The organism is Bradyrhizobium sp. SZCCHNS1050 (genome assembly GCF_032484785.1).
Classification (GTDB): Bacteria; Pseudomonadota; Alphaproteobacteria; order Rhizobiales; family Xanthobacteraceae; genus Bradyrhizobium.
Genome location: NZ_JAUETR010000001.1, coordinates 1,161,224 through 1,185,919, shown reverse-complemented (window position 1 = coordinate 1,185,919; position 24,696 = coordinate 1,161,224). Strand labels below are relative to the sequence as shown.

Genomic DNA, 24,696 nt, shown 5'->3' with positions numbered 1-24,696 from the left:
TTCGATTGGGGGCGGAGGGATGGTTACAAAGCCTTATCTCTGGGAATCTGGTGCCACTCTAGAAGAGCATTCCCTGCGCAAGCTGAAGATTCTGCGTGAATATTTTGGCCGTTACCTCGCGGTTCGATGTGCTTTACCGCAGCAAGCCAAATTTCGGCTCGCCATCGTGGACGGCTTTGCAGGCGGCGGCCGTTACTTGTGCGGAACGCCAGGTTCTCCGTTGATCTTCGTCGAGGAGCTGCGCCGAGCCACCGAAGAATTCAACGTGCGCCGCCTGAGTGACGGCATGTCGCCGCTGGACATTGAATGTCTCTTGATCCTCAACGATGAGAGCCCGGTTGCGGTAGTCTCTCTGCAGGAACAAATAGAACCGATGCTTGCTAGCATCGCGCAAGATGTGCCGCGACTTCACATAAAGGTCGAATACTTCAATGAGGTATTTGAAGCCGCTTATCCGCGCATCAAGGAGATGGTCGAGCAGGGCCGTTATCGCAGCGTGCTTTTCAATCTCGATCAGTGCGGCCACGCCCATGTCGAGCGCAGTACGCTGACCGATATAATGGTATCGTTCACGTCCGCTGAAATATTCTACACTTTCGTGATTTCATCCCTGCTGGCGTTTCTGCAGAAGGCTGACCCAAAAATTGTGATGACACAATTGGGCTTTCTCGGCATCACGCCAGCAGATATGTCGCCGCTTGAAGGACAACTCAGCAATCGCGAATGGCTGGGCGCGGCCGAGCGCGTCGTGTTCCAGGCATTTCATGGCTGTGCGCGGTTCGTTAGCCCGTTCTCAATCAATAATCCGGGTGGTTGGCGCTACTGGCTCATCCACTTTGCCAACAATTACCGCGCGCGGCAGGAGTACAATAACGTCCTTCACCAAAACAGCAGTATGCAAGCGCATTTTGGCCGTTCGGGCCTCCATATGCTGTCTTACGATCCGAACGATACTGCTAACAGTCTATATCTGTTTGACGTCTCAGGACGAGCGTCCGCGCAGAAGCAATTGGTGGAAGACATTCCAAGGCTTGTCGCAGAATTCGGTGATACCGTCGGCATGGCCGATTTCTACGGCAGTATTTACAATATGACCCCCGCGCACACGGACGATATTCATGCGGCAATCATCGAGAATAGCGACCTTGAAGTTGTGACCGAAGGGGGAGGAGAGCGGCGCAAGGCAAACACGATCGGCTCTAACGACATGTTGCGCTTGAAGCGGCAGCGGAGTTTCTTTCCCCTCTTTTTTAGCGCTAGTGGAAAGGCTTAGATGTAGGCTGGCATTGCCAACTCAGCATCACGGCCTAGGTCTTACGATGGGTTGCGGTGACAGGGTTGCGGTGACAGTTCACTAATCTGCTGAGAACACTAAGGTGCGAAGGTGCCGGAGCAGCGCGCGATCATGGAACTGCTTCTGCTGCTGAATGGCGGCCTCTGACGGCGGCCGGTCCTTCTCGTCGCAAGAACAGACAGACCGCCGTCCACCCAATCCCGGTCTTGATGGGGCGCGACCTAAATCAGCCCGTACTGCATCCTCTCTCGCCGTGCCAGCAGCGGCAGGGCCTGGCTGGCGATATAGGTCTTGAAGTGGTCGCTCTCCTGGTGGGCCTTGAACGCGGCTTCGTCGCGGAACAGCTCGTAGAACAGGAACTGCGCCGGGTTGTCATTGGCGCGGGAGATCAGGAACAGTTTTGCGCCGGGCTCGCGCTGCGCCTCGGGCAGGAAGCGCGACAGGATCTCGGCGACGCGGTCGGCCTCGCCGTCCCTCGCCTCCCATTGCGCCACCACCAGCAGGCCGCCGCCGCTGACGGCCTCGTTCACGGTTTTCGTCTCGACTGCATATCCGGTCATCGTGATCGGTCCTTTCGTTGATGGTGTGCGAGGGGATTGATAGCCCGGTTTGTGGTATCCATCCTTCGATGGCGGACGAAGGATGGATGCGCGCATGAGGGCGTCGGGCGGATGAGCCGAAGGCGTAATCCGCCATGGTCTGGAGAAGTCGGCGGGTTACGCTTCGCTAACCCGCCCTACGGGTTGGGAGATCCGATTGCATCGAGCATGCAAGCCGGGTGGGTGGCAGGTCTCACCACGCGCACGTGCCGTGCAGTTGCCCCTCACCCCGACCCTCTCAGCGCGAGCGAAGCTCGTCGCGGCCCCGTGAAGAACGGGGAGAGGGGGCGCACCGTCTTTCGGGGCTCGCGGCGAGCCCTGCAGACCGCTTGGAACGTTCCATCCCGCCCGCCCTTGTGTCCGGGCCGCAACGCTTTAGAAAGGCCCCAACAGGGGTGGCCGCGCGTTGCGCTCGACCATCGTCATCATCAACAAGCGAGGCGAGCAGCGGTGGACGCTCTCAAGGTACGCAACGCAGCCGACGTGGAGGAGGTGGTCCGCTCGGCCATCGCCAATGAGCAGCCGCTCGACGTGATCGGCCACGGCTCGAAGCGTGGGATCGGCCAGATCACGGCGACCAACGCCGTGCTCGACCTGTCGGCGCTGAGCGCGGTCGTCGCCTACGAGCCGAACGAGCTGATCATCACCGCGCAGGCCGGGGCGCCGCTCGCCGACCTCTTGTCGCTGATCGATTCGAAGAGCCAGCAATTCGCGTTCGAGCCGATGGACACGGGGCCGCTGCTCGGGACGACGGGCCGGGGCACGCTGGGCGGGATGATCGCGGCGGGGCTGGCTGGTCCGCGGCGCATCCGCGCCGGCGGGGTGCGCGACCATCTGCTCGGGGCGCATGCCGTCTCCGGGTTCGGCGAGAGCTTCAAGACCGGCGGCAAGGTGGTCAAGAATGTCACCGGCTATGATCTCTGCAAGCTGCTGGCGGGCTCCTGGGGCACGCTCGCGGTCATGACCGAGGCGACCCTGAAGGTGATGCCGCGGCCGGAGTCGGAGCGCAGCCTGGTGCTGCGCGGGCTCGATGACCTCAAGGCCAACCGGGCCATGACGGCGGCGCTCGGCTCGCCGTTCGATGTGTCCGGAGCCGCGCATCTGCCGGCCTCGACGTTGCGGCCGGAGGTCGCCGGGCTGAGCCCGACCGGCTCGCCGCGCGAGGCGGTCACGGTGATCAGGCTGGAGGGCATCACGGCGTCCGCGGCGCATCGGGCGGCGTCGCTCGCCAAACAGCTCGCGGCCTACGGTGCGGCCGAGATCATCGCGGACGACGCCTCCGCCGATGTCTGGAGCGCCGTGCGCGACGTGCTGCCGTTCGCCGCCAACGGCCCGCTCGGGGCCTGGACGGTGTGGCGGATCGTCTGCCCGCCGGTGTCGGGCGGCGCCATCGGGCAGGCCTTGACGCGCCAGACTGGCGGCGAGGTGATCTATGACTGGGGCGGGGGGCTGATCTGGGCCGCGCTGCCGCCGCAGCCCGATGCGTCCGCGGGGCTGGTGCGCAAGCAGGTGGAGGCCGTCGGCGGCCACGCCACCCTGCTGCGGGCGTGGGACGAGATGCGGCTCGCCGTCGACGTCTTCCACCCGCAGCCGCCGGGTGTCGCCGCGCTGGAGGAGCGGGTGCGCGTCTCCTTCGATCCCAAGACCATTCTCAACCGCGGCAGGATGCGTCGGAGCGTTGCGTCATGAAGACCGAGTTCACCTTGGCGCAGCTCGCCGATCCCGACATCGCGGTCGCCGACAAGATCCTGCGCGCCTGCGTGCATTGCGGCTTCTGCACCGCGACCTGCCCGACCTACGTGCTGCTCGGCGACGAGCTCGACAGCCCGCGCGGGCGCATCTACCTGATCAAGCAGATGCTCGAGAAGGATCAGGCCCCGACCGCCGACGTGGTCAAGCATATCGACCGCTGCCTGTCGTGCCTGTCCTGCATGACGACCTGCCCGTCGGGCGTCCACTACATGCATCTGGTCGATCAGGCGCGGGTGCGAATCGAGCAGCGCTACCAGCGCCCGCTGACCGACCGGCTGCTGCGCGCCGTGCTCGCCTATGTGCTGCCGCGGCCGCGCGAGTTTCGGCTGGCGATGACCCTGGCGCGGCTCGGCCGGCCGTTGAAGGCGCTGCTGCCGGCGTCCTCCGCGACGCGAGCACCTGCGCCGGGCCTGCTGCGGCGCGTCAGGGCGATGCTCGACCTGGCACCCGCCGCGGCGCTGCCGCCGCCGGGGCCGGCGGGCGGCAGCGTGTTTGCCGCGCAGGGCGCGCGGCGCGGCCGCGTGGCGCTGCTGCAGGGCTGCGCGCAGGCGGCGCTGGCGCCGCGCATCAACCAGGCCGCGATCAGCGTCCTGACACGACACGGCGTCGAGGTCGTGCTGGTCAGGGACGAGCAATGCTGCGGTGCGCTGACCCACCACATGGGGCAGGATGCCGACGCGCTGGCGCGGGCGCGCGCCAATGTCGACGCGTGGACCGCGGAGATGAAACGCGGCGGTCTCGACGCCATCCTGGTGACGACCTCGGGCTGCGGCACCGTCATCAAGGACTACGGACACATGCTGCGCGAAGACCCGCAATATGCGGCGGCCGCGGCCGCCGTGTCGGCGATGGCGAAGGACATCACCGAGTATCTCGCCGGTCTCGAACTGGCCTCCGCCTCTCGGCGCGACGACATCGTCGTGGCCTATCACTCGGCCTGCTCACTGCAACATGGGCAGAAAATCACGAGCATTCCGAAAGAATTGCTTTCCAAGTCCGGATTCGTGGTGAAAGATATACCGGAGAGTCATTTGTGTTGCGGTTCGGCGGGGACCTACAACATTCTCCAGCCTGACATCGCGATGAAGCTGCGCGATCGCAAGGTCGCCAACATCGCGACCGTCAAGCCGAATGTGATCGCGGCGGGCAATATCGGCTGCATGATGCAGATTGCCAGCGGCACCTCTGTCCCCGTCGTGCACACCGTTGAGCTTCTCGACTGGGCGACGGGCGGTCCGCGGCCAGGAATGATTTGACGGATGGGCGCGTGCTGACTGCCGGCCCGTCCCGCCGGACGAGCTGATCGAACGGCGGCAACTGGAGGGTTTCTGATGGCGAAGGACAAGAAGGCGAAGAAGGACAAGAAAGAAAAGAAGAAGCTGATGGCGCAGGCCAAGTCAGCGAAGAAGGCGACGAAGAAGTCCGCCAAGAAGGCTGCGAAGAAGTCTGCACCGAAGTCCGCGAAAAAGGCCGCCAAGAAGGCTGCCAAGGCGCCCGCCAAGAAGGCGAAGAAGGCCGTGAAGGCCGCGGCGAAGAAGGCGGCCAAGGCGCCTGCCAAGAAGGCTGCTGCGAAGAAGGCTCCCGCCAAGAAGGCCAAGACGTCGGCCGCAAAGGCTCCTGCCGCGCCGAAGAAGAAGGCCGCCAAGAAGCGGGCTCCCAAGATGGCTCCGCTGGTCGAGACCCCGGCAGTGAACGAGACCGAATCGGCTGCCGAGACCAGCTGGGCGATGCCGAGCGCGGCCCCCGAGGAGCACGAAGACGGCGAGGGGACCGCCTCCGGAAACTGATCTTTCCGGTCCGGATCGTTCTCACCACCAGACGAATTCACATCGGGAGGCCGCGGCGGCAACGCTGCGGCCTTCTCGTTTGTTGCCGGCGCCTGTCGTCTGGCTTCTGGCGTCTGCGTCGGCTCCTAATTGCCGATGGATCTGTTCGTCGGAGCCGTCGCCCCCGCAGATCTACGGCCGGGCGAATCCGACCTCGCTACGCCGTGTCGTTTTGCTTGGGACACCACGATTCCAGCGCGTCGGCACAACCGAATGTGCGTCCTGGCGTGCGTTCGGACACGGAGATTTGTTGTTCAAATGCAACACGCGCTGACTACCTGCCGTAGAATTGTCAAAACGCCCAAAAAGGCGGCAGATGCCGCGCTTTTTTGCTTCACGTGCGGCGAGACCCTGGCACAAATTGTGTCTGGATGACGCAGCCGGTCTTGTTTGCGCCCTGGGGGGCCAAGGTGGGGCAGGCTTTTCGAAATAGGTAATGGGGATCGTCATGAAGAAGTGGGCTTTGCTGGCAACGGCGCTGGCAATGGTTTCGGGATCGGCTTCGGCGGCGGACATGGCGGTCAAGGCCTATAAGGCTCCGCCTCCGGTCGCGTTCGAGCCGTGGGACATCGCGTTCGGCGCGGCGATCATGAACGACTACGTGTTCCGCGGCGTCACCCAGTCGAACCACAAGCCGTCGGTCGCCGCCTATTTCGAGCCGCGCTTCAACGTCAACAAGGACCTGCAGTTCTACGTCGGCGTCGCCGGCGAGAGCATTTCCTTCCCGAACCGCGCTGCTGCCGAGATCGACATCTACGGCGGTGTCCGCCCGACCTTCGGCGCCTTCGCCTTCGACATCGGCGTCTGGGGCTATCTGTATCCGGGCGGGACCTGCTATTACGGCGGTGGCGCCACGACGGACTTCGCCGGCCGCGCCCTGAGCGCCGAGTGTCAGGCCAACACCCTGACCAACCTCAACGTGATGAAGAAGGACGTCTCGTTCTTCGAAGTCTACGGCAAGATGAACTACACGGTGAACGATAACTGGACGTTCGGCATCACCGAGTTCTACTCGCCGAGCTTCCTGAACACCGGCGCCTGGGGCAACTACGCATCGGTCACCGGCAAGTGGACCGCGCCCAGCACCACCTTCGGCTCCAGCGGCGTCGGCATGTATGTGTCGGGTGAGTTCGGCCGCCAGTGGTTCGGCACCTCCGACTCGTTCTACGGCACGGCCGCCTTCCCGAATGGTATCAAGTATGCCGACTACAACACCTGGAACATCGGCGTCGGCTTCACCTACAAGGTGTTCACGCTGGACCTGCGCTACTCCGACACCAACCTCTCCAAGGGTGATTGCAACGCCTTCACCAGCGACTTCACCGGCAGCGGCACGACCAACGTGACCGCGATCAACCCGACCGGCGTCGGCTCGAAGTGGTGCGGCGCGACCGGCATCGCCAAGCTCTCGGTCGACCTGACGGCGATGACCAACCTGAAGTAATCACCGCAAGGCGGATCGAACTCATTACGAAGGGCGGCAGAGCAATCTGCCGCCCTTCTGCTTTGCTGGCGCAGCGGCGCTCGCGTCAGCTGCCTCCATCCGCGGTCGCGTCGGCCGCCTGTCCGGCCGGCCGCAGCGAGAACCGGTCGCCATCCCGAATCAGCTCGACCTTTCGATCGTGGAACTCGTGCAGGGTCGAGCGGTGGCCGATCGAGACGACGGTGGTCTGCGGCAGCCGTTCGGCGATGACCCGATAGAGCCTGGCTTCGCTCGGCTCGTCGAGCGAGGCCGTGGCCTCATCGAGGAAGAGATATTGGGGCGCATGCAGCAGCGCGCGGGCAATTCCGAGCCGCTGCTGCTCGCCGAGCGACAGCATCCGGTTCCAGTGCGAGTCCTCGTCCAGGCGGTCCGCCAGTTGCGGCAGACCGACGGCCACCAGCGCCTCCCTGACCTGCTCGACGCTGAAAGCGTCCGCCGCCGCGGGATAGACGATCGCCGCCTTGAGCGCGCCGATCGGGAAGTAGGGCCGCTGCGGCAGCATCATCAGCTTGGCATGCGAGGGCACGCTGATGGCGCCGCTGCCGAACGGCCAGACGCCGGCGATGGCGCGGAACAGCGTCGACTTGCCGGCGCCGGAGGGCCCGGTCAGCAGCGTGCGCTCGTTGTTGCCGATGCTGAACCCGTCGGCCGCGACCAGCGGCAGGCCATTGGGCAGCTTCAGCAGCAGCTGGGCGAGATCGATGCTGTCGCCGGCATGGTCGACGACATCGATCGTCTGCGGCTCGCCCGAGAGCTTGTGCGCGCTCTCGATGGACATGTCGAAGCCGTCGAGGCGGGCGACGGTCGAGCGCCAGTCGGCAAGCGTCCGGTAAGTCGTCACGAAGAACGACAGCGCGCCCTGCACCGTCGAGAACGCGGACGCCGTCTGCATGATGCCGCCCATCTGGATCGACTTGGCGAAGTAGGCCGGCGCAACGAGCACATAGGGAAAGATCACGGCCGCCTGCGAATAGCCCGCCGTGAAGGCCGTCAGCCGCTTGGTCCGGCTCATGATCTGGTACCAGTTCTGCACGACCCGGCCGAAGCGGGTTCCGAGCTGACCTTGCTCGGCGCCTTCGCCGCGCAGCAGCGCGATCTGCTCGGAGCTTTCGCGCACCCGCACCAGGTTGAAGCGGAAGTCGGCCTCGTAGCGCTGCTGCTCGAAGTTGAGATTGACGAGCGGCGAGCCGATCCAATGCGTCAGGATGGTCCCGAAGATCGCATAGATCAGCGCGATCCAGACCAGGTAGCCGGGGATCGCGATGTCGGTGCCGAACAGCTGCAGTGGGGCATCGGTCGACAGCCCCCAGAGCACCACCATGAACGATGCGAGCGAGACGATCGAGCTGAGCAGGCCGATGGTGATGTTCAGCGTCTTGTCGACGAACAGCTGCACGTCGTCGGCAATGCGCTGGTCCGGGTTGTCGGCGATGTCGCCCTTGAGCTGCATGCGATAGTGCGTGGCGTTGTCCAGCCAGCGGCGCAGGTAGACGTCGGTCATCCACCGCCGCCAGCGGATCTGCAGCCATTGATTGAGATAGAGCTGGTAGACGGCCAGGATGATGAAGATGGTCGCCAGTACGGCGAATACGCCGATTTCCCAGATGAAGCTGTTCCAATCATACTGCTGCAGCGCGTTGAAGAACCTGTTCTGCCACTGGTTCACCAGCACCTGGATCGCAACGAGCGACAGTTCGATCGCAATGACGGCGGCGAGGAGGATGCGGCCGGCGACCTTGTCCTCGGAGCGGAAGTAGGGAATGGCGATCCGCCAGACGGTGGCGACGGTCGAGCGCAGATTGTTCACAGAGGGGCTGCTCCTGAGAAAAGGTCTTAACAGGCTGGCGAAAAACGAGAAAATCGCGGTTGGCACCGCCTGCCTAGACTAAAGTCGTAATCTGGCGGGTGGCCGCCGGCTTGTCGGTCGCGTGTGACAAACCGTAGCATGGGGCAGGGGAGAGGGACTGCGACCGCCGCCAGATTTCGCGAGAATTTGAGCAGAGTTGGGCGTTGCCGGTTTTGTGATCTGCTTTTCCGACCTGTGCCAGGCTTGGGGGCCCGGGCGAGCAGACCTGATCCGTCCCGCCGGCCTCAGGTCCAACAACAAGAACGTGGGGGGAGAAGTCACGATGTGGAATCAAATCTACGACCCGTTGGGGAGCCCGGCGCTGTCGACGCTGGCCGCGGCCGTCCCGGTGGTGACGCTGCTGGTGCTGATCGCCAGTGGCAAGGTCAAGGCACACATCGCGGCGATCATCGCCGTGATCCTGACCAACCTGATCACGATCTTCGTCTTCACGATGCCGGCCAACATGTCGCTGCGCGCGACGTTTCTGGGCGTCATCACCGGGTTCTTTCCGATCGGCTGGATCGTCCTGAACGTCATCTTCCTCTACCAGGTCACGGTTTCCACCGGACGGTTCGAGCTTCTGAAGCGCGCCATCGGTGGCGTCACGGAGGACCGGCGGCTGCAACTGTTGCTGGTCGCCTTCTCCTTCGGCGCGTTCTTCGAGGGCGCGTCCGGCTTCGGCACCCCGGTGGCGATCACCGGTGCCGTGCTGATCGGTCTCGGCTTCTCGCCGCTCGCGGCCTCCGGCCTGTCGCTGATCGCCAACACCGCCCCGGTCGCCTATGGCGCGCTTGGCACGCCGATCCAGGGCCTCGCCTCGGTCACCGGTCTCGACCCTTACATCCTCGGCGCGATGGTCGGCCGGCAGCTGCCGGTGTTCTCGCTGATCGTGCCGTTCTGGGTGATCTGGGCGTTCGCGGGCTGGAAGGGCATGAAGGACATCTGGCCGGCGATCCTGGTCACCGGCGTCTCCTTCGCGGTGCCGCAATTCCTGATCTCGAACTACATCAATCCGTGGATCGTCGACATCGGCGCCTCGCTGATCTCGATGGGCGCGCTGATCCTGTTCCTCAAGGTCTGGCAGCCCAAGCAGCTGTGGCTGTCGCCAGCGTTGCGCGGGCGTGACGAATCGGCCGCCACGATGACGGCGGCGAAGCCGCTGGACCGCACGCCGCTGACGCAAGCCGAGCTCTGGGGCGCGCTGCTGCCCTGGATCATCGTCTGCGTCATCATGCTGATCTGGGGCAACGGCGCCTTCAAGGCCTGGGCGAACTCGATCTTCACCTGGAACTATCCGGTGCCCGAGCTCGACAAGCTGATCAACAAGATGCCGCCGGTGGCTGCGAAGCCGACGCCGGAAGGCGCGGTGTTCTCGTTCACCTACCTGACCTTCACCGGCACCGGCATGCTGATCGCCGCGATCATCTCCGGCTTCCTGATGGGTGTCGGACCGGGCAAGCTGATCGCGGAATACGGCCGCACCATCCGTCTCTGCGCGATCTCGCTGATCACGATCTCGGCGATGCTCGCGATCGGCACGCTGACCCGGCTGTCCGGCGTCGATGCCACGCTCGGCTTGGCCTTCGCCGCGACAGGCGTGCTCTATCCGTTCTTCGGCACCTTGCTCGGCTGGTTGGGCGTGGCGCTGACGGGATCGGATACGGCCTCGAACGTGCTGTTCGGAAACCTGCAGAAGATCACCTCCGAGCAGCTCGGCCTGTCCCCTGTCCTGATGGCGGCCGCCAACTCCTCCGGCGGTGTCATGGGCAAGATGATCGATGCGCAGTCGATCGTCGTCGCCTCGACCGCCACCAACTGGTACGGCCACGAGAGCTCGATCCTGCGCTACGTCTTCCTGCATTCGATCGTGCTGGCCTGTCTGGTCGGCCTGTTCGTCACCTTGCAGGCCTATGTCTATCCGTTCACGGCGATGGTGCTGAAGTAGCAACACCGGCAGCGACAAAAGCCCCGCGCCGTAGCTGCGGCGCGGGGCTTGCTATGTTTGGAACACATTTGTGCGGGAGCCGTGCTGGCGGTCGCCGGGCCGATCGCTTAAGAGGCGAGCCCTGCACGTGATGATGTGTCGAGAGGAACGATGCGAGTAGTGAAGCGAGCTTGCGCCAAACTGGCTGCGGCCCTGTTGATGTCGGCCGTGCCCCTTGCCGCCGCCTCGGCGGAGGAATTTCCCTTCGGCATGGAGATGACGCTGGATGCGCTGCCGCAGCCGGGCTCGAAGCGGGTGCCGGATCTCGACATCGGCGACAACGGTGATGCTGTGCTCGAGCTGTGGTGCAAGGGCGGCAAGGGGCAGTTCTCGGTCGCCGGCAACACCATCGTGTTCATCGCCGGCAAGATCGAGGACCGCAACTGCCCGGTGGCGCGCGCGCAGGCTGACGACGAACTGATCGCGGCGCTGAGCGCGGTGACGAACTGGAAGCGTCAGGGCGACCTGATCATCTTCATCGGACCGAAGACGCTGCGCTTCCGGCTCAACACCAATTGAGCCGAGACGGCCGTTTCCAAAGTCCTGGTGGGGACTGTCGAGGGCTCAAGCTCGAGCATGATGCGTTCCACTTTCCGCATCATGATTTGAGCAAACAGCCTTGCGCACGCTCGCGCTTCCGCAGTGTGCACCCTTGAGGTCTGCCCCGCGGTCACCCTCCCCTGGAGGGGGAGGGGCGCCTCTCATGAGCGCAGCGAATGGGAGGCGGGGTGGGGTGATCTCTCCACGTGCCCCGGTGCCCGCGGCGTCACCCCGCTCGCCCGCTTCGCGCGCGATCGACCCTCCCCCTCCAGGGGAGGGTGGCATCTGAGATCGCGGCGCCATGCCGTCATGGCTCGCCTTACTTCCAGACCGAGTTGTCCGCATCCCAGCGCTTGGCCTTGAAGGCCTTCGCCAGCTCGTCGATGGCGCCGCCATCATCCCGCGTGTCGCCTTCCTCGTCGCCCGAGGATTCGTCCGACAGGATCAGCTTGGCGCTCGAGGCCTCATCGATGGTGGTCGTCGTCGGGCTGCTGATCCAGAGCATCAGCGCGTCGGCGCCGCCCGGCTTGTCCGCCGAGACGAGGCCGGTGACCTCGATGACGTCGGTCAGCTCGAGCGCCGGCATCAGCTGGCTCGGCCGCTTCAACGTCAGCTTCAGCTTGCCGCTGACCGGATTCCACGCCGCACTCGTCGGCTTGGCATTGTAGGTCTTGGCCAGCACGTCGGAGATGGCGCCCGCCAGCTTGTCCTTGTTGATCTTGTCACCGTCGCGCCAGTCGGCCGCCGCAAAGCGGATGGTGCGGTCCATCTCGACCGTGCCGGCGGTCCAGCCGGCAGTGACGACGCCGTTCATGGTCCGCGCCTTCGCGATCAGCGCGCCGGCTCGTTCGGGGTCGACGGTCATGCTGATGGTCTGCTCGCCCGCGCGCAGTGCGTCGCAGCTCACGATGAGGCTCGACAGCGAAACTTCGACGTTCTCGCCCTTCAGGCTCTTGAGGAAGTCGGTCACCGCGTCTAGCTTGAGCCGGACCGAGATCGCCTCGGGCGAGACGTCAGTGAAGTCCTTCGGCTGGGCGCTGATGCCGTCGTCGCTCGACTGGCTCTCCTGGAACTCTTTCTCGCTGACGTCGGAATTGTCGGTCGACGCCACCTCGGTGACGGTCTTGCCGATCGCGATCTGTCCGCGGAACTCGAACGTGTCGCCGGTCGGCTTGCGATTCAGCTTCACCGTGACCGGCTCCTTGGCGCCGTTGCTCTGGGTCGCACCGGTCAAGGTCTGGCCATTGACGGTGAGGCTGACCACGAAGCGGTCCTTGCGATCCGAATTCTTTGCGACGGGATAGCAGACGTCGAGCGTGGCGGCGGTGACGGTCTTGCCCTGGCGCGTCTCCTTCAGGATCACGTCGGCATTGCCGTCCATCAGGCCGTCGATCGCGGTAAAATACCGAGTCTCGTTGGCGGGGGCCTTGGTCCCGCTCTTGCTCTGGGCCCAACCGAGTTCCGGCGCGGCCGCTGCAATCACGGCCAGCGCAAGCAAAATCGCGCGCATCTGAAAATCCTTGTGGGAGCAGAATCGGCTTTAAGCTGTAGCGCCGATTTGCGGTCGCTGCACCCCCGGTGCGGACACTCGGCCAAAAAGAAGGCCGCCCGGAGGCGGCCTTCCTGAATGTGAGATGTCGAAAGCAGGGCTCAGAAGCCCATGCCGCCCATGCCACCCATGCCGCCGCCGGCCGGCATCGCCGGAGCAGCATCCTTCGGCAGCTCGGCGACCATGGCCTCGGTGGTGACCAGGAGGCCTGCGACCGACGAGGCGTCCTGCAGCGCGGTGCGGACCACCTTGGCCGGGTCGATGATGCCCTTGGCGACCATATCGACATAATCCTCGGTCTGCGCGTCGAAGCCGAACGTCTCGGACTTCTCGTCCAGGATCTTGCCGACCACGATCGAACCTTCGACGCCGGCGTTCTCGGAGATCTGGCGAATCGGAGCCTCGAGCGCCTTCAGCACGATGTTGATGCCGGCCTGAACGTCCGAATTGGCGTTGGTGATGCGGCCGACGGCCTTCTTGGCGCGCAGCAGCGCCACGCCGCCACCAGGGACGATGCCTTCCTGCACCGCAGCGCGGGTCGCGTTGAGGGCGTCCTCGACGCGGTCCTTCTTCTCCTTGACCTCGATCTCGGTCGCGCCGCCGACGCGGATCACCGCGACGCCGCCGGCGAGCTTGGCCAGACGCTCCTGCAGCTTCTCACGGTCGTAGTCCGAGGTGGTCTCCTCGATCTGCGCCTTGATCTGGCCGACGCGCGACTCGATGTCGGCCTTCTTGCCGGCGCCGTTGACGATCGTGGTGTTCTCCTTGTCGATCACGACCTTCTTGGCGCGGCCGAGCATCTTGATCGTGACGTTCTCGAGCTTCATGCCGAGATCTTCCGAGATCAGCTGACCACCGGTCAGGATCGCGATGTCCTCGAGCATGGCCTTGCGGCGATCACCGAAGCCCGGCGCCTTGACGGCGGCGACCTTGAGGCCGCCGCGCAGGCGGTTGACGACCAGCGTCGCCAGCGCTTCGCCCTCGACGTCCTCGGCGATGATCAGCAGCGGGCGGCCCGACTGCACCACGGCTTCGAGCACCGGCAGCATGGCCTGCAGGCCCGACAGCTTCTTCTCGTGCAGGAGCACGTAGACGTCGTCCAGCTCGGCGGTCATCTTCTCGGCATTGGTGACGAAGTAGGGCGAGAGATAGCCCCGGTCGAACTTCATGCCTTCGACGATGTCGACCTCGGTATCGAGCGACTTGTTCTCCTCGACCGTGATGACGCCCTCGTTGCCGACCTTCTGCATCGCCTGGGCGATCATCTTGCCGATCGCGGCGTCGCCGTTGGCGGAGATGGTGCCGACCTGGGCGACCTCGGAGGACGAGGCGACCGGCTTGGCGCGCTTCTCGATGTCCTTGATCACGGCGGCCACCGCGATGTCGATGCCGCGCTTGAGGTCCATCGGGTTCATGCCGGCGGCAACCGCCTTGGCGCCCTCGCGCACGATGGCCTGGGCCAGCACGGTCGCGGTGGTGGTGCCGTCACCGGCGGTGTCGTTGGTCTTGGAGGCGACCTCGCGCAGCATCTGCGCGCCCATGTTCTCGAACTTGTCCTCCAGCTCGATCTCCTTGGCGACGGTGACGCCGTCCTTGGTGATGCGCGGAGCGCCGAAGCTCTTCTCGATGACGACATTGCGGCCCTTCGGGCCGAGCGTCACCTTGACGGCGTTGGCGAGAATGTCGACGCCGCGCAGCATGCGGTCGCGTGCGTCGCCGGCGAATTTGACGTCCTTGGCTGCCATTTCAGAATTCTCCTGGAGTAGACCTCGACGGCGAGGGGCGTGATCGCCCGTCTGTCGCCGGAACGAGGTTGCAGAGCATTTTCGCCCGGGGCGGCTGATCGCCGCCCCCGACAGGTCGGGATCAGGCGACGACGCCCATGATGTCGGACTCCTTCATGATCAGGAGTTCCTCGCCGTCCAGCTTGACCTCGGTGCCGGACCACTTGCCGAACAGCACGCGGTCGCCGACCTTGACGTCGATCGGGATCAGCTTGCCGCTCTCGTCGCGGCCGCCCGGGCCGACGGCGACGACTTCGCCCTGCGAGGGCTTTTCCTTGGCGCTGTCGGGAATGATGATGCCGCCCTTGGTCTTCTCTTCGGCGTCGATGCGCTTAACCACGACGCGGTCGTGCAGGGGACGAAACTTCGATTTGGCCATGACGGATCCCTTTTGGGGTGCTTGGATAAGTGTTGCTGTCGGAGGAAATCTGAATGCGGCCACATTGAACGCCCACTTGGCGCCAACTGGCTCGCAGCCTTAGCAATCCCGCCCTCCGAGTGCTAAAGACCGCTCGGGGAAATATGGCTTGCGGCTGTTCCTGTCAAGCAACGGCCAGCCGTTAAGCCGTTCTTGAGGCTGTTAGGGGATGTTGTCCCGGGCCAGACATGTTAGTGGAGCGGCGTCGTCATCCGACGTCATTGCTCTGACGAGCGTTTTGCGCTTGGTTGCCGGACGGGGCAGCCATGATCTTGTTCCTAAGGGGATGCCATGACGAGTTCACGGTGCGCGCGGCCGGTTGCCAATCTCGCGATCGCGTCAGCGCTCACGATGCTTCTGGGAGCGTGCACGGGCTTCAGCCTGTCGCCGTCGACCCCCATGCAGCAGACCGAGGCGCCGGTCGAGCCCGAGGTGCCGGCCACGATTCGCGCCGAGGATCTCGTGGGCAAATGGGGGCTTGCCGCCTACAACAACCCGAATGACCGCCCGCGCACCGAAAAGATGGCTTTGGCGCAGTGCAAACAGCCCTACGTCATCGGGGCAGGCACGTCCGGTGGTGTCGTGATGCACCTAGCCGACCAGGCGACTCCCCAGGAACTGCGCTTGAAGGGATCGGCCAGCGGCAAGAACTACATCGGCCCGGCCGGACCGCCCGGCGGCGAGCAGGACCGCGAGGTCGTCTCCTTCGACGGCCGTGTGCTGATCACCCGCTTCGTCGACAAGGATGCGGCGACCCGTTACCAGACGATGGTCTACGTCCGCTGCGGACCGCGCGCCTGAGATCCGGGCGAACATCCCGCAAAGGTCGAGAGTCGAACGAAAAACGCCGGCGATAGCGCCGGCGTTCCTGTATGGTGACGTTGCCTGGAGCGGTCGCTGGGACTGGCCGAGGTCAGTTGAACATCGCGTCGATGTCGTCCTGCGAAGCGTGGCCGACGTCGCCTTCCGCCTTCGGGCCGTTCAGCAGCCGGGCGTCGCCCTCGCGGTGGTCGACGATCGGCGGCGTATGCGCCTTGATGGCGTCGACGCCGCCCCAGATGTCCATCATCACCACGATGTGGTGCTCGATGAACTTCATCGTGGTCATGACCTTGTTGATGCGCTGACCGGTCAGGTCCTGGAAGTTGCAGGCCTCGAAGATCGAGACCACGCGCTCCTGGATCTCTTCGCTCAGGATCTTCTGCTGGTCGGCCGAGTCCACCTTGGACAGCGCGCTGGCGGCCTGGTCGATCGCCTCCGCGGCTTCCAGGATCTGCTGCGTCGCCTGCTCGGTGCCGCCGACGACCGCGCCGAGCTCGCCGTTGACCTTGGCCATCTCCTCGCCGTTGAAGCTCTTGGCATGGAGGGTCGCGATCTCGCCCTTGGTGCGGTTGATCGCGTCGTGGATCAGGTCGAGCTCGACCTTGAGCTTTTCGCACTGCTCGATCTGGGCGCGATAGGTCTCGAGCAGCGCGCGCGCTTCGGCGACCTCGCGTGCGGCGGACTCTTCGATGGCGGCGTTTGCCGTGTTGCTGCCGCCGCTGCGGATCGCATTGGCCATCTGGGAGCGGATCGCGCGCAGCTCGTCCATGATTTCCTTGTGGTTGGGGCCGATCTCGCCGCCCACGAATTCAGGCTCCGGCATATGGCCGACGATTGCTTCTTCGATACGGAAACGCTTGCGAACAGCCATGATAGTATCCCTGACCTTTTGCTCGGATCAGTTCTACGCAGAGGCTATTTAACATCGCGTTCACGCCAGGAACCGCCGTTGGGCAACGCTGGCGTGCATCGTGCGTCAACTATTAACCACGCTCCGCCGGCCTTCACGCAAAATAAACGCTAGCGATCAAAACCGCCGACGTATGCAGCGATGGTGAATCCCGGCGCCTCCCGCGTTTACCAAAGCGATCGGGTTTTGCTCTTTATTGACGATACGCGGCGGCGTTGCCGCCTCGCGCGACGAACAGTCTCCAGACGAAACAGTACAGAGTACGTCGATGTTCAAATCATTCTCCACAGCGCTGCTGGCCGGCGCATGCGCATTCCATTCAGGTCTGGATCGGGCTGCGGCCCAGGGATTTCAGCAGCCGACCGTGATTTACAGCGGGCCGCCGCAGCAGTCCGCGCCGGTGCGCACCGCCTATGTCGAACGCTCGCGCATGGGTGGCGGCTTCATCGAATTCCTGTTCGGGGATCCGCAAGGCGGCCGCGGCGCGCCTCCGCCGGGACAGCCGATGTACCAGCAGCAGCCGTCCTACTACGAGCCGCAGCGGCTGGCGCCGGGCATGGTCCCGCAGCAGGGAGTACCGGATGAGGAGGCCTATGAGCAGACGCAGCGGCCGCTCGATCCGAAATACGAGAAACAGATCGTTGACTACGACGGCAAAGAACGGCCGGGCACGATCGTCATCGATACGCCGAACAAGTTCCTCTATCTGGTTCAGGGCGAGGGCAGGGCGCTCCGCTATGGCATCGGCGTCGGCCGCCCCGGCTTCACCTGGTCGGGCGTGAAGACGATCTCGGCCAAGCGCGAATGGCCGGACTGGACGCCGCCGCCGGAAATGCTCGCGCGCCGGCCCGACCTGCCGCGGCACATGGAGGGCGGACCGCAGAACCCGCTCGGCGCACGCGCGATGTATCTCGGCTCGTCGCTGTATCGGATCCACGGTTCGAACGAGCCATGGACGATCGGCACCAACGTTTCGTCAGGCTGTATCCGGATGCGCAACGAGGATGTCATCGACCTCTATGGCCGCGTGAACGTCGGTGCTCGGGTCATCGTGCTCTGACGACCGCCGCTGCACGACATCCGCAACTGAAAAAGGCCGCCCGTGGGGCGGCCTTTCGCATTCTTCAGTTCGCTGCGACCTGGGAGCATCAAGCGTAGTCGCTGCCACCGTCGTCGTCGCCATAGCCGTCATCAGCGTCGAAGTCGGCCGCGTCGTTGTCATTGCCGCTGTCGTCATAGTTCGCCTGGTCGAACAGGCCGGCACGGCCACCGTCGCCGCCCGAACGGCCGATGTCGTCGAGACCGGCGTCGCGCGCCAGCGAGCCGCTGGACTGGTCGCCGCTCCACGGGCCGGCACCACCGCCGCGCTCCTCGATGATCGTGGTGTCACCGAACGCCTGATGCGACCCGCCGCCCATCATCGAGCGGATGCCGCCGAGCAGCAGCGAGCCGCCGACCATGCCCGCCGCAGCGGCCGCCGCCGTTCCGAGGAACGAGCCGCCTCCACCGCCGAACATGCCGCCACGCGGCTGGCCGAAGCCGCCCTGATCGTAAGGGCCGGGCTGACCGGGATAGCCGGGCTGGCCCTGGTAGCCCGGGGGCATCGCCTGACCGCTGTTCCAGACCGGTCGGCTCTGCGACGGCGGCGGCACGTTGGGGACCGAACCGCGGCTGCCCGAGCCGAAGATGCTGTCGCGCATCGAATCGAGGAAGCCGCCGGACTGGGCCTGCTGCGGGGCCTGGGCGTGCTGCAGCTCCTCGATGCGGGCATTGGCGCGCTTCAAGGCTTCGTCCTGCACCAGCACCGTCTGCACCAGCGCGTAGACGGCATTGGGAGCCCGCTGCAGCGCCTGGGCGATGGCGGCGGCGGCCTCCGGATCACGCGGTGCACTCTCCAACTTGGCAAGCCGGTCGAACAGATCGTCGATGAGTTGGCGTTCTTGCGGTGTCATGTCGTTCTCCTGCCGCTTGCCTTGTTCCGGCCAAGCGCGGCCAAGATTTAGGGGGACTTTGTGGCCCGGCCAGCCGGGGCGCGGATTAAATTTCCGTATGCGACACAGCGTCTCTCGGGCTTGCGCAGCGTTTTGGACCTCGATGTTGCCCGCACTACAGGAGGAACGCAGCCGGGCGGCCTTTTGTTCGTCGCAGACCCGCAAGATCCGTTCAGGCCAGCGTCATCCGCCGGCGGTCGAGCAGCGCTGGAAAATGCTCGCCGGCGAGATAGGCGTGCTCGTGCTCGCGCTGGACGGTCAAGGGATCGAGCTCGATCAGGACGTCGTCGACGAAGCCGGGGTGGCACATCACCAGCCCGTCCTCGGGCAGCTCCTCCAGGAAGCCGTCCATCAACGTGGCGAAATCCGAGGTCTTGCTGAAGTCGTAGGCGCCGGCGAAGGCAGGATTGAAGGCGATCTCGGCCCGCTTGGCATGACGGCGGAATTGGGCGCTCAGGACGTCCAGCAGCAGCGCCTTCGGTGCCGTCAGCCGCTGCATCAGCGGCACGTTCCGCCCCCCCTGACGCACCCAGGCCGCCGGCGCGGCTTCCTTGACCGCGGCGAGGAAGCCCTCGCGCACCTGCGGATAGAGCTGGGCGTGCTGATGGCCGTCGACGAAATCCGGGGCGCGGCCGAACAGCTCGCCGAACGCCGCAAGCTGCACCAGCACCTCGGCGCGGATCAGCTCGGGATCGAGCCGGCGGGACATTCCGGCGCGCAGCAGCTTGGGAAAGGGCAGGAACATGCCGCCCTCCGACGGGCGGAAGTGCATGGTGAGGGGCCGGAACGGCGCGGTCAGCGTGACATGCAGGCCGATGGCGCAGCGCGGGCTGTCGGACGCGACCTTGGTCAACTCCGTCACCTCGTCGCGCCCGATCGCGGCGCCCACGGTCATCACCGAGGTGGCGTTCAGCCGACCGCGCGCGATCAGGTCGCGGATGGCGCTGTTGACCCCGGGGCTGATGCCATAGTCATCGGCGCACAGCCAGATGCGCCGGTGCGGCGTCGCGTTCATTCGGCGGCGTTCCTCTCGGCGCCGTCGCTCCGTGCATCGAGCGCTGCACGCTTCTCGCTGTGCTCGGCGACGAAGTAGATCGGACGCGCCTTCAGCTCGGACAGGATCTTGCCGATATACTCGCCCATGATGCCGATCATGATCAGCTGCACGCCGCCGATCGTCATCAGGCCGACCATCAGCGAGGGATAGCCAGGCACCGATTTGCCGGTTGTGAAGGTCTCCCAGAGGATCGAGAGGCCGAACAGGAACGCGGCCGAGGCCAGCAGGATTCCGAGCAGACTGGCGAAGCGCAAGGGCGCGACCGAGAACGAGGTGAGACCTTCGATCGACAGGCCTAGCAGGCCGGTCAGGTTGAAGGTCGTGACGCCATGGGCGCGGGCCGCTGGCTCATAGTCGACGCGGATCTGACGGAAGCCGATCCAGCTCGCCAGGCCCTTGAAGAAGCGGTTGCGCTCGGGCAGCTGCCGTAGCGCGGCCACCGCGCGCGGCGAGAGCAGGCGGAAGTCGCCGGCATCCTCCGGAATCTTCTGCCGCGCCCCCCAGTTGATGAGCGCGTAGAAGCCGTGAACGGCGACCCGGCGCAGGAACGGCTCGTTGTCGCGATGCGCCTTGGCGGTATAGACGACGTCGTAGCCGTCCTTGATCCAGTGCGTGACGAGTTGCTCGACCAGGGCCGGCGGATGCTGGCCGTCGCCGTCCATGAACAGCACCGCGCCGCGCCGGGCATGATCGAGGCCGGCCATCAGCGCGGCCTCCTTGCCGAAATTGCGCGACAGCGACACGACCTGCACATCGAGCGCATCGGCCTGCAGGGTGCGGGCAATCGCGAGCGTGTTGTCGCGGCTGCCATCGTCGACATAAACGAGCTCACAGGCGAGACCGAAGCGCTGACGCAGGGTGCGTGCGAGATTATTCAGCCGCTCGTGCAGCGCCGTCAGTCCCGCGCCCTCGTTATAGACGGGGATAACGATCGACAGTCCCTGCGACGCGGCGTCGGCCGCGGTCGTGGTCAGGTCGGACACGTCAGTTCCCAGCATCGCTCAGAGTCCTCGTTCTCCTACCAACATATGGTAGTCGCGCTCACCTGTCGCTACGATGAACGGCGATTTATGATCGCAGGAAGGCCTCGAGGCGGGCAAACAGCGGATTCTCGCGGTCGAGCACGTAGTCGAGCGAGGCGACCGAGACGGTCTCGGCACCATGCGTGCGCAGAAAGCTGCCGAGCGCGTAGATCTGCGCCGGCGGGCAGTGCAGGGTGAGCATGCCGGACGAGGTCGGGCCGCCGAACGGCGCCACGACGCCGAAACGGTTGTGCGCCTCGGTCAGCATTGCTGCGTCGCACCCTTTGAAGCGGGTGCGGACCTCGCGGTATTTGCTGGCGCGGGCGCGGGCATGGATGTGGTCGAGAATGATCCGGGCGCTCTCGCGCGGACCCTCCGACCAGTCGGCGTCGCGCGAGGCGACCAGGTTGGCCTGGCTGCGCAGGATCACGCCGTCGTCCAGCACCTTCAGCCCGTTGGCGGCGAGCGTCGAGCCGGTGCTGGTGATGTCGACGATCAGCTCGGCGGTGCCGACCGCGGGCGCGCCCTCGGTGGCGCCGGCGCTCTCGACGATGCGGTAATCGACGATGCCGTGGGCGGCGAAGAAGCTGCGCGTCAGGTTGATGTACTTGGTGGCGACGCGCATCCGGCGATTGTGCTGGGCACGAAAACCGGTGGTGACGTCGTCGAGATCGGCCATGGTCCGGACGTCGATCCAGGCCTGCGGCACCGCGACGACGACGTTGGCGCCGCCGAAGCCGAGCGTGTCGATCAGCAGCACGCGCTTGTCGGCATCGGTGATGCTCTCGCGCACGAGATCCTCGCCGGTGACGCCGAGATGCACGCTGCCGCGCGCCAGTTGCGAAGCGATCTCACTCGCAGAGAGATAGGCGATCTCGACATTGTCGAGACCTGCGATGGTGCCGCGATAGTCGCGCGCGCCGCCGGGCTTGGACAGGTTCAGCCCGGCGCGGCCGAAGAAGGCTTCGGCATTCTCCTGCAGACGTCCCTTGGAGGGAACGGCGAGGACGAGGGGGCCGCTCATGATGCTCTCCCGACCGGGGACTTGCCCACGGCGCTGCTCTGGGCCAGGCGCTCGATCCAGATCGAGAAGCCGACGGCCGGAATCGACTCGGCGGCGCCGAGCTGGCTCAGCAGGCCGTCATAACGGCCGCCGGCGACCAGCGGCTCGTCGCCATTGTCAGGATGATGCAGCTCGAACTCGAAACCGGTGTAGTAGTCGAGGCCGCGGCCGAACGACGTGGCGAAGCGCACCTTGGCGATGTCGATGCCGCGCTGGGCCATGAAGCCCGCGCGGGCCTCGAGCGCGTCGATCGCGGCCGAGATATCGAGCTTGGCATCGGCGGCGAGGGCGCGAAGCTGCTGGACGGCTTCGGTCGGGCTGCCGCTGATGGCCAGGAAGCGCTTGATGCGGTCCAGCGCGTCACGCGGCAGCGCCCCGCTCTTGAGGGTGGACTGCTCGAGGAAGCGGTCGGCGATCTCCGCCACCGTGCGGCCGCCGACGGCGGTTGCGCCGGCAATCGACATCAGGTCGGTGACCAAAGCGAGCGCCGCCTTGCGGTCGGAGCCGGCCAGAGCGGCGAGCACGCCCTCATACTCGTTGCGCGGCGCCACCGAGGCGATCGCCAGCCGCTTGAGGTCCTGCGCCAGGGTGCGCTTGCGGTTGAAGTCCTTGATCAGCCGCCGCCGCCAGACCGGATAGAGATCGAGGGCGTCGATCAAGGCCGTGAACAGCGCGACGTCGCCGGTGCGGATATCCACCGCGGCAAGGCCGGCGGCGGCGGTCGCCTCGATCGCCAGCGCCAGCATCTCGGCATCGGCAGCGGGCCGGTCCTGGCGGCCGAACGATTCGATCCCGGCCTGCAGGAACTCGCTCGGGCGGCCCTCGCGGTAGCGAAATACTGGACCAAGGTAGCTGAAGCCGGCCGGCTGCCCGGCGCGGGCCGAGCCGAGGTAGTCACGGGCGACGGGAATGGTCAGGTCGGGGCGCAGGCACAGCTCTTCGCCAGCGGCGTCGCTGGTCAGATAGAGGCTCTTGCGGATGTCCTCCCCGGAGAGGTCGAGGAACGGCTCGGCCGGCTGCAGGATCGCCGGCTCGGCCCGCTCATAGCCGGCCTGGGCGAAGGATTGCAGCAGCGTGTCCGCCCACGCGGCGGGTCCGGTCGGAGCGGGTCCGGTCATGTCGATTCGAGTTCCAAAGTGGCTTGGGCGCCCGCTGGAAGCGGCGGCTGCCCCTTAGCATGGCCGTTTGACGGTTTCGACTGGGAATGGCCGCGGCGCGCCACAATTGGTCGGATGCCTTAACCGCGGGCTCCGGCCCAGTCTCCGAGCGTCGCCTGAATCACGGCGAGGGCGGCGACGCCGGCCGTATCCGCGCGCAGGATGCGCGGGCCCAGGGCCAGCCTGATCACATGCGGCTGGCGCAGCAGCAGCGTCCGTTCATCGTCGGCGAAACCGCCCTCCGGTCCGATCAGCAGGTCGATGCCGGCCGCATTCTGGCCGCCGCGCAGGGCCTGCAGCGGATCGGCCAGTTCGGCCGCCTCGTCGCAGAACACCAGCAGCCGCTCGGGTTGCCGCTGCGCGAGGAAGCGCTCCAGCGGCACCGGGTCCTTGACGTCGGCGAGGCTGAGGATGCCGCATTGTTCGGCGGCCTCGACCACGTTGGCGCGCATGCGCTCGCTATTCACGCGCGACACCTGGGTGCGACGGGTGATCACCGGCTCCAGCCGCGCGGCGCCCATCTCGACCGCCTTCTGCACCATGTAGTCCAGCCGCGCGTGCTTGAGCGGTGCGAAGACGTAGGCGATGTCCGGCAGGTGATCCTGCGGCCGGCTCTGCTGCTGGATCGTCAGGCCATCTGGCCGCTTGCGGCCCTCGATCACGGCCCGCCATTCGCCGTCGCGGCCGTTGAAGGCCAGCACGTGATCGCCGGCGCCAAGGCGCAGGACGTTGCCGAGATAATTTCCCTGGTTGCGGTCGAGCGCGACCGAGCCTCCCTCCTGCAGGGGCGCGTCGACGAACAGGCGCGGGGCGTTGAAGTCGTATGCGGGCATGGAGCGAAGCGGAGCCGATGATGGACGTTGCTTACCGGACCCACGCGCCAGCCGCAAAGCCGGAAGGGCCGTCACGTGGTGTTGTATCGGACATCGGCGATGGCGCCTTTCGGCCGTGCTGTCGACAGATTTTACCGTTTCGATCGCGCCGGTCGTCCCCCGGGACGGACATCCGACGATTCCGTAAGCCTCGATGCGGAGAACGGCCTTGATCTTGAGACATTCGACTTCGGCGCTTGCGATCTGGGCGCTGGTCGCGATCATCGCGGTGATGGTCGCCGCGCCGTCCCGGGCCGATGACAAGGCGGTCGCCGCGCCGCCGCAACGGGCGGCCCCCGCGGTTCCGGGCGGTGCCGGCGTGGCTGGCTTTCGCCCGCCCGAGACCTGCCTGAAGGAGTTCACCCCGCTGCGGGACGAGACCGCCCGCCGGGCCAAGCTGCTCAAGGCGGCGACCGAGCGGCGCTTTGCGCCCGGCGAGGCCTGTCAGCTAGTGCATGACTACGAGCTCGCCCAGACCAAGATGATCGACTACGCGGTCGCGCATGCCTCGCTATGTGGAATCCCCGCCAAGATCACCGATCAGCTGAAGGCGAATCACGAAAACACCCTGGCCGTGATGCGCAAGGTGTGCACGGCGACGTGAACCGTCCCGCCGGCCGCCGAACTGGCGACTCCGGCTTGACCAGGTGGGCGAGGGCGCGGAGTGAACGGATTTTTGGGCTCCGACGTTCGGGAAGGGCCTCGTTTTGGGCCTCCGCGCCGG

At 65.6% G+C, this 24,696-nt stretch carries 22 protein-coding genes; 10 read left to right on the top strand and 12 right to left on the bottom strand.

What is annotated here, in order from left to right; all coding sequences use genetic code 11:
• The first annotated feature begins 19 nt into the window (after nucleotides 1–19).
• Nucleotides 20–1,273 carry a three-Cys-motif partner protein TcmP gene (locus QX094_RS05560; protein WP_316171673.1) on the top strand — a complete coding sequence of 418 codons (1,254 nt, stop codon included), beginning with the start codon at nucleotides 20–22 and terminating at the stop codon, nucleotides 1,271–1,273.
• 242 nt (nucleotides 1,274–1,515) lie between these two features.
• Here QX094_RS05560 and QX094_RS05555 read toward each other — a convergent pair whose 3' ends face one another.
• On the bottom strand, nucleotides 1,516–1,854 hold the full coding sequence (locus tag QX094_RS05555) for a putative quinol monooxygenase (RefSeq protein WP_316171672.1): 339 nt from the start codon (nucleotides 1,852–1,854) through the stop codon (nucleotides 1,516–1,518).
• Nucleotides 1,855–2,343: 489 nt separating this feature from the next.
• On the opposite strand from QX094_RS05555, the gene QX094_RS05550 reads away from it, so the two are divergent.
• From QX094_RS05550 to QX094_RS05535, 4 genes are all read left to right on the top strand, one after another.
• Nucleotides 2,344–3,582 (top strand): FAD-binding protein, encoded by a 1,239-nt coding sequence (locus QX094_RS05550; protein WP_316187671.1) that lies wholly within the window; start codon nucleotides 2,344–2,346, stop codon nucleotides 3,580–3,582.
• A complete protein-coding gene (gene glcF / locus QX094_RS05545; protein ID WP_316187670.1) occupies nucleotides 3,579–4,901 on the top strand; it encodes a glycolate oxidase subunit GlcF in 1,323 nt (440 codons plus the stop codon). Before QX094_RS05550 ends, glcF begins: the two co-directional genes overlap by 4 nt.
• 75 nt (nucleotides 4,902–4,976) lie before the next feature.
• Complete coding sequence (locus QX094_RS05540; RefSeq protein ID WP_315810767.1) at nucleotides 4,977–5,432, top strand: hypothetical protein; 456 nt, start codon at nucleotides 4,977–4,979, stop codon at nucleotides 5,430–5,432.
• 487 nt (nucleotides 5,433–5,919) lie between these two features.
• Complete coding sequence (locus QX094_RS05535; protein WP_316171669.1) at nucleotides 5,920–6,915, top strand: TorF family putative porin; 996 nt, start codon at nucleotides 5,920–5,922, stop codon at nucleotides 6,913–6,915.
• A gap of 85 nt (nucleotides 6,916–7,000) precedes the next feature.
• Here the strand turns inward: QX094_RS05535 and QX094_RS05530 are convergent, their stop codons facing one another.
• Nucleotides 7,001–8,761, bottom strand: a complete 1,761-nt coding sequence (locus QX094_RS05530; RefSeq protein ID WP_315825402.1) for an ABC transporter ATP-binding protein/permease — start codon at nucleotides 8,759–8,761, stop codon at nucleotides 7,001–7,003.
• Between the two features lie 322 nt (nucleotides 8,762–9,083).
• Between QX094_RS05530 and QX094_RS05525 the strand changes: the two genes are divergently transcribed.
• The gene (locus tag QX094_RS05525; protein ID WP_315825401.1) at nucleotides 9,084–10,748 is read left to right on the top strand and encodes an L-lactate permease; all 1,665 of its coding nucleotides are present in this window, start codon (nucleotides 9,084–9,086) and stop codon (nucleotides 10,746–10,748) included.
• Between the two features lie 198 nt (nucleotides 10,749–10,946).
• A complete protein-coding gene (locus tag QX094_RS05520; RefSeq protein WP_315825400.1) occupies nucleotides 10,947–11,306 on the top strand; it encodes an META domain-containing protein in 360 nt (119 codons plus the stop codon).
• Between the two features lie 340 nt (nucleotides 11,307–11,646).
• On the opposite strand, the gene QX094_RS05515 is transcribed toward QX094_RS05520, so the two are convergent.
• The 3 genes from QX094_RS05515 to groES all read right to left on the bottom strand — a co-directional run bounded on the left by QX094_RS05515 (nucleotide 11,647) and on the right by groES (nucleotide 15,039).
• On the bottom strand, nucleotides 11,647–12,837 hold the full coding sequence (locus QX094_RS05515; protein ID WP_315825399.1) for a hypothetical protein: 1,191 nt from the start codon (nucleotides 12,835–12,837) through the stop codon (nucleotides 11,647–11,649).
• A gap of 140 nt (nucleotides 12,838–12,977) precedes the next feature.
• Entirely contained in the window at nucleotides 12,978–14,621 is a 1,644-nt protein-coding gene (gene groL, locus QX094_RS05510; protein WP_315716666.1) for a chaperonin GroEL, read from the bottom strand.
• A 121-nt stretch (nucleotides 14,622–14,742) separates the two neighbouring features.
• Complete coding sequence (gene groES / locus QX094_RS05505; protein ID WP_008961387.1) at nucleotides 14,743–15,039, bottom strand: co-chaperone GroES; 297 nt, start codon at nucleotides 15,037–15,039, stop codon at nucleotides 14,743–14,745.
• 330 nt (nucleotides 15,040–15,369) lie between these two features.
• Here groES and QX094_RS05500 point away from each other — a divergent pair, with 330 nt between their 5' ends.
• Nucleotides 15,370–15,879, top strand: coding sequence for a hypothetical protein (locus QX094_RS05500; protein ID WP_315716667.1), 510 nt, complete (start codon nucleotides 15,370–15,372; stop codon nucleotides 15,877–15,879).
• Between the two features lie 112 nt (nucleotides 15,880–15,991).
• On the opposite strand, the gene QX094_RS05495 is transcribed toward QX094_RS05500, so the two are convergent.
• On the bottom strand, nucleotides 15,992–16,771 hold the full coding sequence (locus QX094_RS05495; RefSeq protein WP_315716668.1) for a protein phosphatase CheZ: 780 nt from the start codon (nucleotides 16,769–16,771) through the stop codon (nucleotides 15,992–15,994).
• A gap of 307 nt (nucleotides 16,772–17,078) precedes the next feature.
• On the opposite strand from QX094_RS05495, the gene QX094_RS05490 reads away from it, so the two are divergent.
• The gene (locus QX094_RS05490; RefSeq protein WP_315825398.1) at nucleotides 17,079–17,870 is read left to right on the top strand and encodes a L,D-transpeptidase; all 792 of its coding nucleotides are present in this window, start codon (nucleotides 17,079–17,081) and stop codon (nucleotides 17,868–17,870) included.
• 88 nt (nucleotides 17,871–17,958) lie between these two features.
• Here QX094_RS05490 and QX094_RS05485 read toward each other — a convergent pair whose 3' ends face one another.
• From QX094_RS05485 to QX094_RS05460, 6 genes are all read right to left on the bottom strand, one after another.
• Entirely contained in the window at nucleotides 17,959–18,762 is an 804-nt protein-coding gene (locus QX094_RS05485; protein WP_315716671.1) for a DUF2076 domain-containing protein, read from the bottom strand.
• 211 nt (nucleotides 18,763–18,973) lie between these two features.
• Nucleotides 18,974–19,816 (bottom strand): ChbG/HpnK family deacetylase, encoded by an 843-nt coding sequence (locus tag QX094_RS05480; RefSeq protein WP_316174938.1) that lies wholly within the window; start codon nucleotides 19,814–19,816, stop codon nucleotides 18,974–18,976.
• Nucleotides 19,813–20,856 (bottom strand): glycosyltransferase family 2 protein, encoded by a 1,044-nt coding sequence (locus QX094_RS05475; protein ID WP_315716673.1) that lies wholly within the window; start codon nucleotides 20,854–20,856, stop codon nucleotides 19,813–19,815. Before QX094_RS05475 ends, QX094_RS05480 begins: the two co-directional genes overlap by 4 nt.
• A 70-nt stretch (nucleotides 20,857–20,926) precedes the next feature.
• Complete coding sequence (gene hisG / locus QX094_RS05470; protein ID WP_315753420.1) at nucleotides 20,927–21,904, bottom strand: ATP phosphoribosyltransferase; 978 nt, start codon at nucleotides 21,902–21,904, stop codon at nucleotides 20,927–20,929.
• On the bottom strand, nucleotides 21,901–23,061 hold the full coding sequence (locus QX094_RS05465) for an ATP phosphoribosyltransferase regulatory subunit (protein ID WP_316187669.1): 1,161 nt from the start codon (nucleotides 23,059–23,061) through the stop codon (nucleotides 21,901–21,903). The genes hisG and QX094_RS05465 overlap by 4 nt, the downstream gene beginning before the upstream one ends.
• 119 nt (nucleotides 23,062–23,180) lie before the next feature.
• Complete coding sequence (locus tag QX094_RS05460; RefSeq protein WP_316184192.1) at nucleotides 23,181–23,933, bottom strand: 16S rRNA (uracil(1498)-N(3))-methyltransferase; 753 nt, start codon at nucleotides 23,931–23,933, stop codon at nucleotides 23,181–23,183.
• Between the two features lie 208 nt (nucleotides 23,934–24,141).
• Between QX094_RS05460 and QX094_RS05455 the strand changes: the two genes are divergently transcribed.
• On the top strand, nucleotides 24,142–24,576 hold the full coding sequence (locus QX094_RS05455; protein WP_315716677.1) for a hypothetical protein: 435 nt from the start codon (nucleotides 24,142–24,144) through the stop codon (nucleotides 24,574–24,576).
• Nucleotides 24,577–24,696 lie beyond the last annotated feature (120 nt).

What these genes read in the sequence shown, in the direction of transcription:
- QX094_RS05465 (WP_316187669.1), bottom strand. Translation starts at nt 23,061, where the DNA reads ATGACCGGACCCGCTCCGACCGGACCCGCCGCGTGGGCGGACACGCTG.
- QX094_RS05495 (WP_315716668.1), bottom strand. Translation starts at nt 16,771, where the DNA reads ATGGCTGTTCGCAAGCGTTTCCGTATCGAAGAAGCAATCGTCGGCCAT.
- QX094_RS05500 (WP_315716667.1), top strand. Translation starts at nt 15,370, where the DNA reads ATGACGAGTTCACGGTGCGCGCGGCCGGTTGCCAATCTCGCGATCGCG.
- groES (WP_008961387.1), bottom strand. Translation starts at nt 15,039, where the DNA reads ATGGCCAAATCGAAGTTTCGTCCCCTGCACGACCGCGTCGTGGTTAAG.
- QX094_RS05525 (WP_315825401.1), top strand. Translation starts at nt 9,084, where the DNA reads ATGTGGAATCAAATCTACGACCCGTTGGGGAGCCCGGCGCTGTCGACG.
- QX094_RS05485 (WP_315716671.1), bottom strand. Translation starts at nt 18,762, where the DNA reads ATGACACCGCAAGAACGCCAACTCATCGACGATCTGTTCGACCGGCTT.
- QX094_RS05560 (WP_316171673.1), top strand. Translation starts at nt 20, where the DNA reads ATGGTTACAAAGCCTTATCTCTGGGAATCTGGTGCCACTCTAGAAGAG.
- QX094_RS05555 (WP_316171672.1), bottom strand. Translation starts at nt 1,854, where the DNA reads ATGACCGGATATGCAGTCGAGACGAAAACCGTGAACGAGGCCGTCAGC.
- groL (WP_315716666.1), bottom strand. Translation starts at nt 14,621, where the DNA reads ATGGCAGCCAAGGACGTCAAATTCGCCGGCGACGCACGCGACCGCATG.
- glcF (WP_316187670.1), top strand. Translation starts at nt 3,579, where the DNA reads ATGAAGACCGAGTTCACCTTGGCGCAGCTCGCCGATCCCGACATCGCG.
- QX094_RS05490 (WP_315825398.1), top strand. Translation starts at nt 17,079, where the DNA reads ATGTTCAAATCATTCTCCACAGCGCTGCTGGCCGGCGCATGCGCATTC.
- hisG (WP_315753420.1), bottom strand. Translation starts at nt 21,904, where the DNA reads ATGAGCGGCCCCCTCGTCCTCGCCGTTCCCTCCAAGGGACGTCTGCAG.
- QX094_RS05535 (WP_316171669.1), top strand. Translation starts at nt 5,920, where the DNA reads ATGAAGAAGTGGGCTTTGCTGGCAACGGCGCTGGCAATGGTTTCGGGA.
- QX094_RS05520 (WP_315825400.1), top strand. Translation starts at nt 10,947, where the DNA reads ATGTCGGCCGTGCCCCTTGCCGCCGCCTCGGCGGAGGAATTTCCCTTC.
- QX094_RS05480 (WP_316174938.1), bottom strand. Translation starts at nt 19,816, where the DNA reads ATGAACGCGACGCCGCACCGGCGCATCTGGCTGTGCGCCGATGACTAT.
- QX094_RS05460 (WP_316184192.1), bottom strand. Translation starts at nt 23,933, where the DNA reads ATGCCCGCATACGACTTCAACGCCCCGCGCCTGTTCGTCGACGCGCCC.
- QX094_RS05540 (WP_315810767.1), top strand. Translation starts at nt 4,977, where the DNA reads ATGGCGAAGGACAAGAAGGCGAAGAAGGACAAGAAAGAAAAGAAGAAG.
- QX094_RS05475 (WP_315716673.1), bottom strand. Translation starts at nt 20,856, where the DNA reads ATGCTGGGAACTGACGTGTCCGACCTGACCACGACCGCGGCCGACGCC.
- QX094_RS05515 (WP_315825399.1), bottom strand. Translation starts at nt 12,837, where the DNA reads ATGCGCGCGATTTTGCTTGCGCTGGCCGTGATTGCAGCGGCCGCGCCG.